14 protein-coding genes are annotated in these 14,149 nt (G+C 40.1%); 9 read left to right on the forward strand and 5 right to left on the reverse strand.

Features of this window, described 5'->3' with window-relative positions:
- Window positions 1-429: 429 nt before the first annotated feature.
- On the reverse strand, window positions 430-1,392 hold the full coding sequence (locus IUZ65_RS22290; RefSeq protein ID WP_195706197.1) for a transposase: 963 nt from the start codon (window positions 1,390-1,392) through the stop codon (window positions 430-432).
- A 255-nt stretch (window positions 1,393-1,647) separates the two neighbouring features.
- Between IUZ65_RS22290 and IUZ65_RS22295 the strand changes: the two genes are divergently transcribed.
- The 5 genes from IUZ65_RS22295 (at window position 1,648) to IUZ65_RS22315 (ending at window position 5,481) form a co-directional block, all read left to right on the forward strand.
- Window positions 1,648-2,124, forward strand: coding sequence for a GNAT family N-acetyltransferase (locus IUZ65_RS22295; protein ID WP_229638285.1), 477 nt, complete (start codon window positions 1,648-1,650; stop codon window positions 2,122-2,124).
- A gap of 82 nt (window positions 2,125-2,206) precedes the next feature.
- The gene (locus tag IUZ65_RS22300; protein WP_195706198.1) at window positions 2,207-3,007 is read left to right on the forward strand and encodes a PhzF family phenazine biosynthesis protein; all 801 of its coding nucleotides are present in this window, start codon (window positions 2,207-2,209) and stop codon (window positions 3,005-3,007) included.
- 75 nt (window positions 3,008-3,082) lie between these two features.
- A complete protein-coding gene (locus IUZ65_RS22305; RefSeq protein WP_195706199.1) occupies window positions 3,083-4,270 on the forward strand; it encodes a potassium/proton antiporter in 1,188 nt (395 codons plus the stop codon).
- A 165-nt stretch (window positions 4,271-4,435) separates the two neighbouring features.
- The gene (locus IUZ65_RS22310) at window positions 4,436-4,789 is read left to right on the forward strand and encodes a YkgJ family cysteine cluster protein (RefSeq protein WP_195706200.1); all 354 of its coding nucleotides are present in this window, start codon (window positions 4,436-4,438) and stop codon (window positions 4,787-4,789) included.
- Window positions 4,790-4,926: 137 nt separating this feature from the next.
- Entirely contained in the window at window positions 4,927-5,481 is a 555-nt protein-coding gene (locus IUZ65_RS22315) for a hypothetical protein (protein WP_195706201.1), read from the forward strand.
- A gap of 177 nt (window positions 5,482-5,658) precedes the next feature.
- Here the strand turns inward: IUZ65_RS22315 and IUZ65_RS22320 are convergent, their stop codons facing one another.
- A complete protein-coding gene (locus tag IUZ65_RS22320) occupies window positions 5,659-6,213 on the reverse strand; it encodes a hypothetical protein (RefSeq protein ID WP_195706202.1) in 555 nt (184 codons plus the stop codon).
- Window positions 6,214-6,371: 158 nt separating this feature from the next.
- On the reverse strand, window positions 6,372-7,325 hold the full coding sequence (locus IUZ65_RS22325) for a hypothetical protein (protein WP_195706203.1): 954 nt from the start codon (window positions 7,323-7,325) through the stop codon (window positions 6,372-6,374).
- A 270-nt stretch (window positions 7,326-7,595) separates the two neighbouring features.
- Here IUZ65_RS22325 and IUZ65_RS22330 point away from each other — a divergent pair, with 270 nt between their 5' ends.
- Complete coding sequence (locus IUZ65_RS22330) at window positions 7,596-8,267, forward strand: Crp/Fnr family transcriptional regulator (protein ID WP_195706204.1); 672 nt, start codon at window positions 7,596-7,598, stop codon at window positions 8,265-8,267.
- Window positions 8,268-8,312: 45 nt separating this feature from the next.
- Here IUZ65_RS22330 and IUZ65_RS22335 read toward each other — a convergent pair whose 3' ends face one another.
- Window positions 8,313-9,800, reverse strand: a complete 1,488-nt coding sequence (locus IUZ65_RS22335; protein ID WP_195706205.1) for a sulfatase family protein — start codon at window positions 9,798-9,800, stop codon at window positions 8,313-8,315.
- A 29-nt stretch (window positions 9,801-9,829) separates the two neighbouring features.
- Window positions 9,830-11,065, reverse strand: coding sequence for an anaerobic sulfatase maturase (locus IUZ65_RS22340; protein WP_195706206.1), 1,236 nt, complete (start codon window positions 11,063-11,065; stop codon window positions 9,830-9,832).
- 348 nt (window positions 11,066-11,413) lie between these two features.
- On the opposite strand from IUZ65_RS22340, the gene trhO reads away from it, so the two are divergent.
- The 3 genes from trhO to IUZ65_RS22355 all read left to right on the forward strand — a co-directional run bounded on the left by trhO (window position 11,414) and on the right by IUZ65_RS22355 (window position 14,105).
- Complete coding sequence (gene trhO / locus IUZ65_RS22345) at window positions 11,414-12,403, forward strand: oxygen-dependent tRNA uridine(34) hydroxylase TrhO (RefSeq protein ID WP_195706207.1); 990 nt, start codon at window positions 11,414-11,416, stop codon at window positions 12,401-12,403.
- A 275-nt stretch (window positions 12,404-12,678) separates the two neighbouring features.
- Window positions 12,679-13,023, forward strand: coding sequence for a DUF3316 domain-containing protein (locus tag IUZ65_RS22350; protein WP_195706208.1), 345 nt, complete (start codon window positions 12,679-12,681; stop codon window positions 13,021-13,023).
- Window positions 13,024-13,307: 284 nt separating this feature from the next.
- On the forward strand, window positions 13,308-14,105 hold the full coding sequence (locus tag IUZ65_RS22355; RefSeq protein WP_195706209.1) for a hypothetical protein: 798 nt from the start codon (window positions 13,308-13,310) through the stop codon (window positions 14,103-14,105).
- Window positions 14,106-14,149: the final 44 nt, after the last annotated feature.

The following is a 14,149-nucleotide window of genomic DNA, read 5'->3' on the forward strand; positions in this document are numbered from 1 at the left end:
TTTCAGTATTGACTGAGTCCGATCAAATGAACGGATTAAATCGCAATGATTGTCATTTAATAAAGTTAATCTAAATGAAAACCATTATCATAACAATAACCCTTAGAGAATTTGTGGCTAATCTTAGTGGATTTATGCTGTTCATTTGATGTAGATCAATTGCATGGTATATGGAATGGGGACATACACCTTAAGACAGGGACATACACCTTAAGGCAGTTCAGAGGAAATATACCTAACGAAAAATGATGAGTAGGTTTATTTGGTTCATTTGAAGTGAGTTTGTCAATGAAGATAGCTGCTAGCTAGTTTTTTACGTGTAACACAGCTGAATACTTTATTATTTTCAGGCGTAAAACTGGTGGGGTGCATAAAAGGCGACTAACGAAGACAAGTCGATAATACGGGGCGATAGGTTAGGTTGAAAATTTAATTATCCAGCCGAAAAAGATGAATTCTTACCTTTTTCATATGTAACTTTGCGGCTTCTGCGTGGCAATGACATCCAACGGCGGTTACCCCGTATCGTTCTAACTGAATGCATGCGTTAAGCCAGGTAGTTTGTGCAATATCAAGTCTTTGTAATAGTGGGGGGAGTGACGGCTTTAACGTCGCCGTGTTTTCTCGATATTGTCGTGCTGTCCAATCAACTAACTCAATATAATCCACCAATCGGAAAGGAATACCGTGAATGTTCTTATTGGTTGAGTTACCGACGAAAGGGAACAGGAAACGGGCTTTTTCTTCTTGTTCTTTTAATGCCTCTAGCCGGACTTTTATTGATGTGAATTCTGAGGTTTCAGGTTTCTCTGCGATACCTGCTTTTAGTGGATTAAGATCGACATAAGCCATGGCTGCCAAGAGTGCTTGCTCATCCAAAAGAGCTTGGCTTTTAAAACGACATTCCCAAAAATGCCCTTTGCAGTTGTCCTCTTGATTCGCTTTTAAGGCAATATCGTAATTGAGTTCTTTCATAAACCAGCTTAAATTCCATAAACGATTTCGCCATGAATCGATAATCCTTAGGCACGCCTTTTCTTCTGCTCTAGTTGTAATTTGATGGGAAAGCCAACGTTGAATCAATGCGGGCAATTTATGACTGAGTTGCCAGCGCTCAATCACTTGATTAGACGACAACCCGAGAGCCTTATCACGATTCATATGCAGTACCAAATGATAATGGTTGCTCATAATGGCGTAAGCGCAGATATCAATGCAGTAAAGTTGAGATAGAGCTTCAATTTTAGTTTCAATCCAAGATCGACGATGCTCATAGCTCTGTTGAGTATACGGGTCGACACCACATAGAAAACTGCGTCGAACACAACGAGAAACACAGTGGTAATAAGGTGTCGATTCAATAGAAACCAGTTGTTTTCTAGCGGTGGTCATAAGGCAACCCGAATGTGATGGAAATAGATACGGATAATGTATCGCTTAAGAGAAACGAAGCCACCTCTAACGATTTGATTTGAGATTGACTTAGTATAAATTCATTCTTTGGCTAAGCCTTTCGGGCGTGTGTCCTAAATTCAAATACACCTCATTATTGCAGTTGTCATTGGTGGAATTGATTTTTACTTCAATATCGACAGATACTTAAGGTATAACATTCAACGGACAAATCGCTAGTGAATCCATTTTATAATGACTGATATTATTATGCTGATAAGAAAAGTTAAAATTGAAGAGTTAGATTCCGTTTATCTCATGGGGTATGACGTTTGGGGTGAAGGCCTGTCGCTTAACGACTACCTAAATGAGTGTCGAAATAGTTCTAAGTACAAACTAGGCTGTTGGTATGTACTTGCCGTAAATGATAAACCTGTTGCTTCTTTAATCGTGTATTCGGGCCAATTTGGGTTAACGGAACATTGTTATGGTATTGGTTCTGTTGCGACAGACTATGAAATGAGAGGTAAAGGTTTTGCTTCGTATTTGGTTCAATCGGTGACGCATAAATTGTTAAATGAAGAAAAGGCTAGGGCTGTCTTTCTGCATAGCGATATTAGTGCAGAGTTCTATGTAAAACTAGGATATCAGTGTATTCAAAGTACAAGCTGTATGGTGCATCTAGATCCATCATCAAACAGTTTTGAAGATTCAATTCCTTCATACTTTTAGTTAATAGTTCGTATGTGGTCTACAATTTGTAGTCTCTTAATTAATGAATATGTACTGCTAAGTACCAATTCAAGGATGGTTGATGGATATCGATATATACCAAGTAGACTCGTTTACATTGGAGCCATTTAAGGGAAATCCTGCGGGCGTTTGTATCATGGAACGTAGTCTTGATGAAATTATGATGTTTGCCATCGCAGCCGAAATGGCCGTTTCTGAAACGGCATTCTTGTCACTAGAGGATATGAGGCTAAGGTGGTTTACTCCGAAAGTAGAAGTAGAACTCTGTGGTCACGGAACGCTGGCTGTTGCACATATTTTGAAAGAAAATGGTTTAGTTGCTGTTGGTGAAGAATTGACATTCAACACTCTGTCTGGCCTCTTGCAAGTAAAAGTTGAAGATCAATATATTGAATTGGATTTTCCAGCTCCGATTATTGATGTTGAGATTGGTCCAAGTATTGAAATGTTGAACAGTCTGGGTATACGTTCTGATCAAGTCGTATCCAGTGGCATTTTTGATTCAAAAATTTTGATAGAAATTGATAGTGAAGCCGATCTGTTATCACTTAACCCAAACTTCGACAACTTGAAGGCATTACCCGGTCGTGGGGTGTTGATAACGGTCAAATCGATATCGAATAGTATTGATTTTAAGTCTCGTTACTTTGCCCCTTGGGTAGGAGTAAATGAAGACCCTGTTACTGGTTCCGCACATTGTGCCTTAGCGGTTCATTGGGGAAGAACGTTTAACAAGTCTCGACTCAAAGGCTATCAAGCATCCGATCGAGGAGGTTTTGTTGAGGTTGAGTTATTGCCAAATCAAAGGGTTAAGTTGATTGGTAATGCAGTCACCGTTATCAAAGGCACGATGAAGGTATAAACCATAGTCAAAAAGAACGGGATAAATCGTTGAAACACGTAAAGTGCAGAAATCTAAATAAATTAAGGGAAATAAATGTCATACCAACTGATACTAATATGCATTGCTGCTTTGATTTGCATTGGTATACTTTTACATCACCCGTCGCGCACTTTTGGTATTCCTTCTTTGCTGATTTTCATGGGCGTTGGCTTATTGCTCGGTAATGGCGAGTTCGATTTTGTTTATGATAATCTTCAGATAACATCATTAGTGGGAAGTATTGCCCTCAATATTATTGTTTTCGTGGGGGGCCTCAATACCTCGACGGCGAGCGTTCGTATTGCTTATCGTGAAGGCGGCGTTTTGTCTACTCTAGGTGTGCTTCTCACGACACTATTTTTTGCCATTCTGCTTTCATTTGTATTAGAACTATCATTTATCCACTGTTTATTATTTGCGGCCATTGTTTCCTCGACAGATGCCGCTGCCGTGTTCTCAATTCTAGAGTCAAAAAAACTCAAGTTGAAGGAACAGACAGACACAGTGCTTGAGTTTGAATCTGCCACCAATGACCCTGTCGCACTTATTCTAGTGGTGCTTTTGACAGAGTTGGCGCTTGCACCTAATAATCCCGTGTCTATGACTGTTATCGGAACTGAGTTACTTATCCAAATCTCAAGTGCATTGATTATTGCTTATCTGGTTGGCCGGCTCAGTGTTTGGTTGCTTAACCATATTAAGCTGGAAGAATACGGGCTAATACCCGTCTTTATTCTTTCTAGTTTTGTTCTAGCAACATACGGAAGTGAGTTTGCTGGCGGTAATATTTTATTAGCATCGTATGTTGTTGGTGTGGTGATTGGTAATGGAATCAAACGCGGTCGAGAAATAAATAAACACTTTTTTAATAGCTTGTCTTGGTTAGCTCAGGCGTTAATGTTTATTGTGCTTGGCTTACAAATTTTCCCACATCATTTATTTGATGTTCTTTGGCTTTCTCTACTCCCCGCCATATTATTAATATTGGTGGCGAGACCTTTAGCCGTCCAAGTTTGTTATTTGCCGTTTTTAAAAGCTAGTTGGAAAAAACGGTTGTTTATATCGGCTATAGGTTTAAAAGGAGCAACACCTATCGTATTTGCTTTGATTCCTGCAGCCGCGGGTGTTAGTGATGCTTTAACCATAGTCAATATGGTCTTCTTCATCGTGCTTATATCAGTATTTATTCAAGGTGGTGCTATCGAACCATTGGCGAAAAAGTTACAACTCAATAATGAATAAGTGTTTAAATTCACTGCATCGTTAATGACGCGTGTTTTTTCCAAGTATAGGCGCTTGCGCATTGAATAGATTTTGTAACACACGGTAGGTTTTAAAGGCATTGCTAACGCCTAGTGAATTAGGTATAAGACGGTAACGATCTTAACTACACAACCTTAGGTACCCATGAACAATAACCAAGAGATGATTGCTTACCTACGCGAGCGTATTCCAACGTTCGAATGTGTACCGGGCTGTCATGATTGTTGTGGACCGGTAACCACTTCTTCGGAGGAAATGTCGCGATTGCCGAGAAAAACGGACGCTCAGCATGAAGCAGCATTGAATGAATTTAATTGCGTACACTTGGGTCCTAACGGATGTAAGGTGTACGAGGAACGACCTCTTATTTGCCGAGTATTTGGCACAACACCGAATATGCCTTGTCCAAATAAATGCCGTCCGGAAGAGATGATCGATTCGAAAGTCGAGCGTCAGATCCATCATTACATCAGAAATACACGCCAAGTATTGGTGTAGGTTGTCAACGGCCTGTTTGAAATTCAAATCGAATTTTTTCTAGCTACTATGGGGTAGTAAGAGGCACATAAATCCAGTTTTTTTTTAGTAAGCACTATTATTCAAATCAGTTTCTTAACAATTTTTCAAGGACACACATGAAAGGATTTCTTAAAGGTCGTACAATTTTGATCTTGTTTGTTATTACAAATATTGTCTACCTCACAATGTTGTTTTATTCCATACCTACATTAGTCGGTTACTCCGAAGGGATTGATATATTCGATATGTCTCCATTCGGTTACAACCATGCTGAAGCTCAGCTGCTTTTAGGTACACTCGGAGAAGAAGGACGAAATTTTTATCGTTATACACAATTGTTGCTCGATTCACTTTACCCCGTATTATTTGCTGTCACCTATAGCCTGCTGATGTTATGGGTAATAAATTTTGGTCAATTGAAGTTCATAGTTTGGAGGGGATTATCTTTACTCCCATTGTTTGTGGGTGTGTTTGATTATTCTGAAAACTACTTTATATTCAAAATTCTGGCCAGTTATCCAGAAGTGTCAGAACGCTTAGTTTCAATCTCAAGTGCACTGACGATCAGTAAAAGTATGACCACGACCGTTTTCTTTGTGGGGCTATTGTTTGCATTCTTCGCAGCAACAATAAATCGGATTAAAGACAAAAAAGCAGCGATGAAGAGCTAGAACTAAGGCGGTGTGCCTTTACTTTCGCTGATTTCTTAATTCATTATCACTACAATTTACTTGCTTCACTATCTTTGGGGAAACACATTTTAGTCATGCGATGTTGTCGGTGATCGGTTTGGTTGACTCATGAGTCTTCATTGCCAACGTACGCATTCATCTGCATTGGGTGATACGTTATTTCGAAAGCTCTTTTGTTTTTATAAAAAACGCGAGTTCGGTATTATAGTTGGCCTTTGTTTCTCTAAGGTTCTTTATTTTTTCTTTAAAGATTCGTAGATTTTTTGATGCGGATTCGTAGTTTTTGGTGGCTGATTTGTAGTCATCATATTTACCTTCATCGTCACAATAACCGGCTAACTTTTCCCAATTGTATTCTAAGTTTCGTCCATTTTTTTTTATTGCTTGCAGCTTGTTATTGAGTTCGTCAATGCGATCTATTTGTTTCTTTGTGTTGGTAATAAAGCCTTCAACGGATTTTCTGTCCACATCATTATTCATGTTCCACATGGCGCTGTACTTTTCTAACGTATATCTATTGTGGATAAGCGCTGATGGGTTGGTTTTTATTTCATACTCATCAATTTCCTGAAGGAGCTGATTGTAGCTCTTTACGGTTTTGCTGAATAAAGTACCAAGCTTATCCCAGTTGCTGTCACTGCAGTAGTATGTCGTCGCGTTTGCACTTTGCGTAAAAGTGATGAACAGAATGAACAATAGTATTTTTTTCATTTTAGGGTTATCTCTTCCCTGACTTTAATGTGTTAATTTTACGGTACTCTTACCGGTATTTCCTTGAGATTTATCAGTGAAATGTAGCGACGGTATAGAGATCTAACCCCACAGCGAGATATGGGTATGTCGATCAGCAATTAGCCTATATAACGGTTTTATTGCGGCCACTGATCTTTGTTTGGGTCATTGCTTTCTACCCACGCTAGTTCTTCTCGAGCGTTTAAGTACAGTTGTAATCCGTTATACGATGCGAATGCAGCGGTTCCACCTAAATGTTGGAACTCATCAAAGTAATTATCTTCTAAGTGGCGAAGATCAGAGAGAGTATGAACGCCTTTCTCTATCGCCCACTTGATTGCAAATATTGGAGCGACAGTGCCTGAAACGGACACCTCCATAATGGGTTGATTATTGGCACTTCTGGAGTGTTTATTAAAAGCAACTTCCCGTTTCTCAGTTTCTTGAACGGTAATTTCACGAATGATTTTGGCGCGCTTAGTGTTAGAAATACGTTTATTCAATTTTGCTATTTTCAAAGCATAATTAAATCTACTTGGTGTAACAATATCCACAAGTTGAGTGAGCAGCTCTTTGTCGATAGCCGTGGCAGTAGCAAAGAAATTGATACATGTGTTCAATGACGAATAGTTTGTACCTTCAAACTCAAAACCACCTGTATCATCAATGGTATCTAATGGAAGATCGTCAATACTGATGACCCATCCTTGAAACGTCACTCTCTGTTTTGCGATTTCATACATTTTCCATGCACTTCTACCAAAACCACCCAATATTGAACCTGAAAAATCGCTGTCTTTGAGCTCTTGCTCCGTCCAGTTTTCTCCTATGGCTAAGTGCTTGGTGTATTTAGATATAAGAGCTTGCTTGATGTAGGAACGCAACGCCCAAATGGACGTTAAGTCGCTAGGATATTTGATAGAGTTGCATTCATTACATATTGGTATCGCTAATAAGGCGTGTTCCAAATTCAAGCTTGAGTTAGCGTTATTAGGAAAATGTAGGCTTGTAGAGCATGGTTCACCACAAAACCAACATGTATGACGAAAATTAAATGGTATATCTATCGATGTATGGGAATGGGTTTGCATAGTGCTTTTGAACTTATTCTGATGTAAGCAGTTTACCTAGTAAATGTATGAATGTAACTAGTGATGTTGTCACTCTTACTATGCAAAGATAGCTATGAGGTTAAGCCAAAGAAATCTTCGGATGATGAGCCATGGTGTATGAACTTTCCATTGTGAACCATGACATCAGAGTTTTCGACAAGTTATTTAATATCTAAACTAAGCCGCTCTCTTTCATCCTATATAGGGTGTGTTAAATTACCAGTGACCCATTTTCCTAACAGAATAATTATGCTTATTACTGAAGAAGACATTTATCACACTTCCAAAATTTTGGATTTCGTTACTGAAAATCAGGAGGCACTCTCTTTTCGTCGACATACCATAAAAAAAGGTGAAGCTATATTTAAGCAAGGACAAGCAATACGAGATATTATCTTTGTGACCGATGGCTCTATATCTTTATATCGAAGTTCTGTTCATGGACGGCGTTATCAGCTTGGAACATTTACTCATAATGGGTTTCTTGGCCTGATGGAGTTATTTTCAGGGAACGACTGTTTTTATGCCGTACAGGCAGAGAGTGACTGTGATGTATATATGGTCGATGGTGTGGCCTTCGCTGACATGATTTGTCATACTCCGAAACTCGCCGCGCATACGTTTAAACACCTTACCTCAAAGTGGTATTTGTCTATCGAGCGTATGACTAGAAATATTCTTCATACGATGTCGTACTGTGTGATTGATGACTTATTAAATTTTGCAAACGCAAACCCAAAAGAAGAATACATAATAAACAAAAGTTTAGAGTGTGAACGACTCGGAACGAGTTTACGGGTGTACAATCGAATTCTAAAACAGTTGAGCAATATTGGTGCGATTTCTGTTTCACGAAAAAGTATTCGGATTCTAGATATAGCCAAACTTGAAGCCGAGTTAGGTAAAGAAGCTGAGAAGTAGACGGCAATCCTTTGTATTGCCGTCTACGGTCACACGTTCACCCAATTAGTTCCAAAGTGCATTGTTATTGATCTTCTCGTTTGTGAAGTTTGGATAGGCTTGATTCCACATCTCTAAACCAGAATGTTTGTCTGTAGAATACTTGTCAAAGAATCCATCCAAGGCCGCAACCATCGTCTTTTTCAGCGTAGGGCGCGGTGGTTCTGCTGTATAGGTTTCTCCCATTGGACTGCTTAGATCGTACCAGTTATCGATAGTTGCCTTCTCTTTGGTGTAGTAGCGAACCAGTTTCCAGTGTCCATTGGAGATCATACGAGCGTTTCCACGCTCTGAGAACTGATATTCTCGCCAGTCCCTAACACGTTCGCCTTTTAACATGGGCAACAACGACTTACCGGGGCCATAATTTGAATCGTAGATCCGGTCTCCACTTGCCAAGTCAAGAATAGTAGTATGTAAATCCAGAATATCAACAAACTCTCCACGAACCTGTTTTTGGCGAACGAGTTCTTTAGGTCCTTTGATAATAAATGGAACTCGAATAGTTTCCTCGTAGAAATTATACGGAAAGCTCGCATTCACCTTTCCGTATAAACCGTATTGTCCCATTAGCAGACCGTGATCAGAAACGAAGGCAATAACGGTATTATCCATTAAACCTCGGCCTTCGAGACTATCCAGAAGTTGTCCAAGTTGGTCATCAAGTAATGAAACTGCAGCAAGATATTGAGCTAATTTTTCTTCATGATCTTTTGGCGGTAAATTATAGTCGCTCATCTTGTCTAGAACTGAATTACCACCAAATGCCACAACCTTGTGAGCCACTGCGCGGTATTTTTCCACCAGACGCTCGGGCAAATCTTCAAACGGGAAGTGAGGCTCAACATAATTAAGGCTTACGAAGAATGGCTTTTCATCTTTTTCATCGATAAACTTCATGGCTTCTTTAGTGAGAAACTGAGCTTGAACACCAGTATGCTCTTCGTTTTTTCCATCTCTAGAGAAAAGGACGGTTCCTGTATGCAAGTACTGATTTTTCCAACCCGCTTTAAGTGCGTCATAGCTTAACCAACGGTCAAATCCTCTTATCGGTGGTTTACTGTCTGTTGTCGCATGCCACTTACCAAATAATCCGGTTCGATAGCCTTGTTCTTTCATTCGTTCTGATAGGAGCTTCTCACCGTCTAACCAATTTGCGTCAAATTTAGGGTTTTCTGCCAAAAAGTCATATACACCGTGTTGAGAAGGCATTTTACCTGTGTGAAACGAAGCACGAGCGGCTGAGCTAACTGGAGCCGGGGTCATTGCGTTTTCAAAACGAACACCTGTTTCAGCAAGATACTCGAGGTTTGGCGTATCAATATACTGCTCATTATTAAAACTATTTGCCCATGCACCTAGGTCATCAGCCATAATAACGATGATGTTCGGTTTTTCGATGGGTTTTATGTCTTCGGCGAGTACAGGTTGAACACAGGTTATGGCCGCTAAGGCACAGGCTTTTGAAACCGCATTTAGTGGAAACTTTTTCATTCGTCACTCCATTTAGGTTAATTGTAGGATTAAGATTCTTTCTTTTTGATAATCTGCATGATTGCAGAAGGTGGATGCCCTGCCTGATATAGCTTCTTCATCAGATCCATATAAGGTGCTGAATACGAGAAGAATGTCTTATACCCAGAGCAAAGGTAGTTTTGTTCTGGTTTTTTTGACAAAGAAAGTGCAAAACGGTGTTTGGGGCAACCTCCATTGCATACATGGAGGTGGTCACAATTAAGGCACTCGTTAGAAAGTGACTGCTTCTTATTTAGGCCAAATTGTCGATTATCTTGTCCCTCATTGATGTGCTTGATTGACGTCTCATGGATATTGCCTAGTTTAAATTCAGGAAAGACATAGTGATCGCAGGCATAAATATCCCCGTTACTTTCTAAGGCAAAAGCACTGCCACATGTTGGGGAAAAAACACAGATTTGAGCGGGTTGCTCACAAGTTAGAGCGTAGGTGTTTTCAAATAATTGAACCCAAACAAGTCCTACATCTACTCTTACCCATTCATGAAAGATTGCAGACATGAACAGCCCAAATTGTTCTGATTCAACGCTCCAGTCACATAGCTGAACGGCTTCCAAGCGTTCGGGGTGCAGTAATGTTAGTCCATCTTTGGTTTGTTCCTGAGCCTGTCTCTCGACGAGAGGAATAAATTGCATATGCTTACTGCCAATGCTTTTTAAGTAGTGGTAAACCTCAATAGGGCTGCGGGCATTAGCGTTGCTAACAACGGTTAGTGTGTTGAATTCGACAGTAAATTTGTTCAATAGGACGATAGCTTCAACGACTTTACGATGTGTTGCTTTTCCGGATCGTGTACGGCGATACGTATCATGTAATTCTTCAGGGCCATCAATAGAGATACCAATTAGAAAGCGGTGCTCTTTGAAGAAAAGACACCACTCTTCATTTAGCAAAATACCATTGGTTTGTAGCGTATTGATGATGTCTTTCTCTACGCCATATTTTTGCTGTAAGGAAATAGCCTTACGGAAAAAATCTAATCCTAGTAAGGTCGGCTCCCCACCTTGCCAAGCGAATACGACTTTTTTAGAAGATTGAGCTTCTATTTGCTGAATAACATATTGCTCAAGGGTTTCGTCATCCATCTGCCAAGTTTTTGAGCTTTCTGGATACAGTTTTTCTTTTTCGAGATAAAAACAGTAAGTGCAATCTATATTGCATTTTGAACTGGAGGGTTTCGCCATTACATGGCAACCATAGGGAGAAAAGTTGTCGATGCCCATCGTTATCACCTATTCGTTATTGATATGCGCATGCTATGAATCGGTGAGCACTATAAATAGGACAAATGTCCAAATAAGGCAGGAAGACACATTGTGTAATAAATAGTGTTAACTTGTTCACGGAAAAGAGGGTAATAGGAAATGTTGTAGTGGGGGATGAAGTTAACCATTGAATAAGAGAGGTGCTGTCATTTTAGACATACAAATAAACATGAGTTTTATAATGTTATATAACCCTATCTTTGGTTGGTTTTTGTCATACCTATGCTTAGTTATACTGCGCGTGATTTTAATCAGCTTGAAAATACACGCTCTGGATTTACGTTCCAGCTCGCCGAAGGAAAAACCATGTCTCAATATGTTGTATGTGCGCTATATAAGTTTGTAACACTCAATGATTATCCAGAAATTCGCCAACCGCTAACCGATTTTCTGGAAGCAAAGAAAATCCGCGGTACGTTGCTACTCGCAAGTGAAGGTATCAATGGTACCGTTGCTGGTAAGCGTGAATCGATAGATGCTTTGCTTGAATGGTTCAAGCAAGACACTCGTCTTGCCGATGTTGTACATAAAGAATCGTTCAGTGAGGAACAGCCTTTTAACCGCACAAAGGTAAAACTGAAAAAAGAAATCGTGACAATGGGAGTAGAAGGTATTGACCCGCTTAACGTTGTTGGGACCTATGTTAAGCCTAACGATTGGAATGAGCTAATCTCTGATCCAGAGGTACTCTTAGTTGATACCCGTAACGACTACGAAGTGGATATTGGTACATTCAAAAATGCTGTGAACCCTAATACCGAGTCATTTCGGGACTTCCCACAATATGTCGCCGATCATCTAGACCCAGCCAAGCATAAGAAAGTAGCGATGTTCTGCACGGGCGGTATCCGTTGCGAGAAATCAACCGCCTACTTGAAAGAACAAGGCTTTGACGAAGTGTACCATCTTGAAGGTGGCATTCTTAAGTACTTAGAAGACGTACCAGAAGATGAAAGCATGTGGGAAGGGGATTGCTATGTATTTGACGGTCGCGTTGCTGTTAACCACCAGTTAGAAAGAAGTGGCTATGACGTGTGTCATGCTTGCCGTTTACCTATCACAAGTGAAGAGCAAGGGTCTGAGCATTTCGAGAAAGGTGTCAGTTGCCCTAAGTGCGTGGATAAACACAGTGACGAACAGAAAGCCCGCTTTCGCGAACGCGAAAAGCAAGTGCAACTAGCTAACGCACGCGGTGAAACCCACGTTGGTGGTGAAGCGGCTCACTTAATAGAGCAACGTAAAAAAGAAAAACTGGCTCTAAAAGAGCAACAACGTTCAAGAAAAAAAGTGAAATAACACGGTTAAGCTCTTGTCGGTTCTTTTGGCAAGAGCTTGTTCTTTTTTGCCGACTTCTCTCTACACGTCGGTGTATTTTCCAGTTAGCTTTCCGTTACAAAACCCATCTTCTTAAAAACTTTCACTTTATTGATGCTAAATTATCCATAATGAATGGCGAATTCGTGTGATGTACATCACGTTTAAATGGTGAATAATAGCATCATCGAGTGAGAGGGGCAGTAACCCCAACAAGTAGTCACTCATTTTTAACAGACACTTTAAGGGTAAATAAGATGAAAAAATTAACAGTTCTAGCCGCCACTCTACTCGTTAGCGCAAGCGCCTTTGCAGGTACTCAAACGGTTTATAGCGAAGCAAATCTATCCACAGCCAGTTTCGCTTCTAAAGCGGCCGCGTATGAAGCGGGTTTCGATTACGTTGATGCGCTAGAAGCGGCGAGCCATTCTGAATTGCGTTTCAAATTGGCACCCATCGGAGAAAATACGGTCTCGAATATTAAACTGGACGACACCGCTGTGACGATTGAAGAGTTTTCTGAAAGTCGTGGTGAAATCTCTTACCGCGCTATCGTGAATGTTGATTATCATTTTGATGCCCGCGATAACAACAACGACTAATATCTTGTAGTTTTAGAATTTTTTAAAGCCAACCGTTCTCGAACGGTTGGCTTTTTGTCTTGATATGTATGTCCCTGTTAATTTTTCACCTGATAGCTTTTGGTAAACCATGTCCCTAGTATATTTCTGCCCATAATGGTCGTTCACCGCCTCAAACTTGGTTATCAGCCAGCAGGTAGACTGTTTTTAAATCAATAAGCACCTCACAAAATTTACATTTGAGTAGGTTATTTTCGTGTCCGTTGACTTTACTGTATTGGTATACATCAATGAAGGTGACCGATATGGACAAAGAATTAGCCATTATTACTCTACATGGAATGGGTGATTACAAGCCTAACTACTTTCACGGCCTAAAGAAAAAATTGATGAAAAGCTTTGGTGATGATTGGTCTAAGATTGCTTTTGTACCTATTCAATATCAACCCATTCTTCAAAACAATCAGAATGATATATGGAAACGGATGAATGAGTTCCCACTAGATGGTGCGATACTTCGTCGTTTCCTTTTATATGGCTTTTCCGATGCAGGCTCACTTGAATACAGCGCTCGCTCGAATATCAGTGACCAGTATATTCAGGTTCAGAACGAGGTTATCCGTGCACTTGACGAAGCGTTCCTGAAGCTTGGTAATCAAAATAAACCGGTTCTAATTATTGCGCAGTCGTTAGGGTGTCAGGTTATCTCCAACTATATTTGGGATGCTAAAAATAATACAGGTATCTTCAACGGCTTTGAACCGACAGGAAATGACAATAAAAAAGAGTTTAGACGATTAAAAAGCTGTATTCACTTGATCACAACGGGCTGTAATATTCCTATGTTTGTTGGAGGACTGGACCCGATAGAAGCGATTGACAAGCCGTCGGATGAATTTACGTGGGACAACTACTTTGATAAAGATGACGTTTTAGGTTGGCCTTTATCCCCGTTAAGTGACTCGTATAGCGAGTTGGTTACGGATCATTGTATTAATGCAGGCGGTATCTTTTCGAGTTGGAACCCATGGAGCCATGGTAAGTACTGGACAGATAAAGATGTCACTAAACCGTTAGTAAAAAAAGCACGCTTATACCTGTAGATATTGAACTAGTGCTTCATTCTATTCCAATTTAATTACTCAGT

The organism is Vibrio sp. VB16, from assembly GCF_015594925.2.
GTDB lineage: Bacteria > Pseudomonadota > Gammaproteobacteria > Enterobacterales > Vibrionaceae > Vibrio.

Coding starts and splice junctions, on each gene's coding strand:
- IUZ65_RS22290 (WP_195706197.1), bottom strand. CDS start 1,392: ATGACCACCGCTAGAAAACAACTGGTTTCTATTGAATCGACACCTTAT.
- IUZ65_RS22295 (WP_229638285.1), top strand. CDS start 1,648: ATGACTGATATTATTATGCTGATAAGAAAAGTTAAAATTGAAGAGTTA.
- IUZ65_RS22300 (WP_195706198.1), top strand. CDS start 2,207: ATGGATATCGATATATACCAAGTAGACTCGTTTACATTGGAGCCATTT.
- IUZ65_RS22305 (WP_195706199.1), top strand. CDS start 3,083: ATGTCATACCAACTGATACTAATATGCATTGCTGCTTTGATTTGCATT.
- IUZ65_RS22310 (WP_195706200.1), top strand. CDS start 4,436: ATGAACAATAACCAAGAGATGATTGCTTACCTACGCGAGCGTATTCCA.
- IUZ65_RS22315 (WP_195706201.1), top strand. CDS start 4,927: ATGAAAGGATTTCTTAAAGGTCGTACAATTTTGATCTTGTTTGTTATT.
- IUZ65_RS22320 (WP_195706202.1), bottom strand. CDS start 6,213: ATGAAAAAAATACTATTGTTCATTCTGTTCATCACTTTTACGCAAAGT.
- IUZ65_RS22325 (WP_195706203.1), bottom strand. CDS start 7,325: ATGCAAACCCATTCCCATACATCGATAGATATACCATTTAATTTTCGT.
- IUZ65_RS22330 (WP_195706204.1), top strand. CDS start 7,596: ATGCTTATTACTGAAGAAGACATTTATCACACTTCCAAAATTTTGGAT.
- IUZ65_RS22335 (WP_195706205.1), bottom strand. CDS start 9,800: ATGAAAAAGTTTCCACTAAATGCGGTTTCAAAAGCCTGTGCCTTAGCG.
- IUZ65_RS22340 (WP_195706206.1), bottom strand. CDS start 11,065: ATGGGCATCGACAACTTTTCTCCCTATGGTTGCCATGTAATGGCGAAA.
- trhO (WP_195706207.1), top strand. CDS start 11,414: ATGTCTCAATATGTTGTATGTGCGCTATATAAGTTTGTAACACTCAAT.
- IUZ65_RS22350 (WP_195706208.1), top strand. CDS start 12,679: ATGAAAAAATTAACAGTTCTAGCCGCCACTCTACTCGTTAGCGCAAGC.
- IUZ65_RS22355 (WP_195706209.1), top strand. CDS start 13,308: ATGGACAAAGAATTAGCCATTATTACTCTACATGGAATGGGTGATTAC.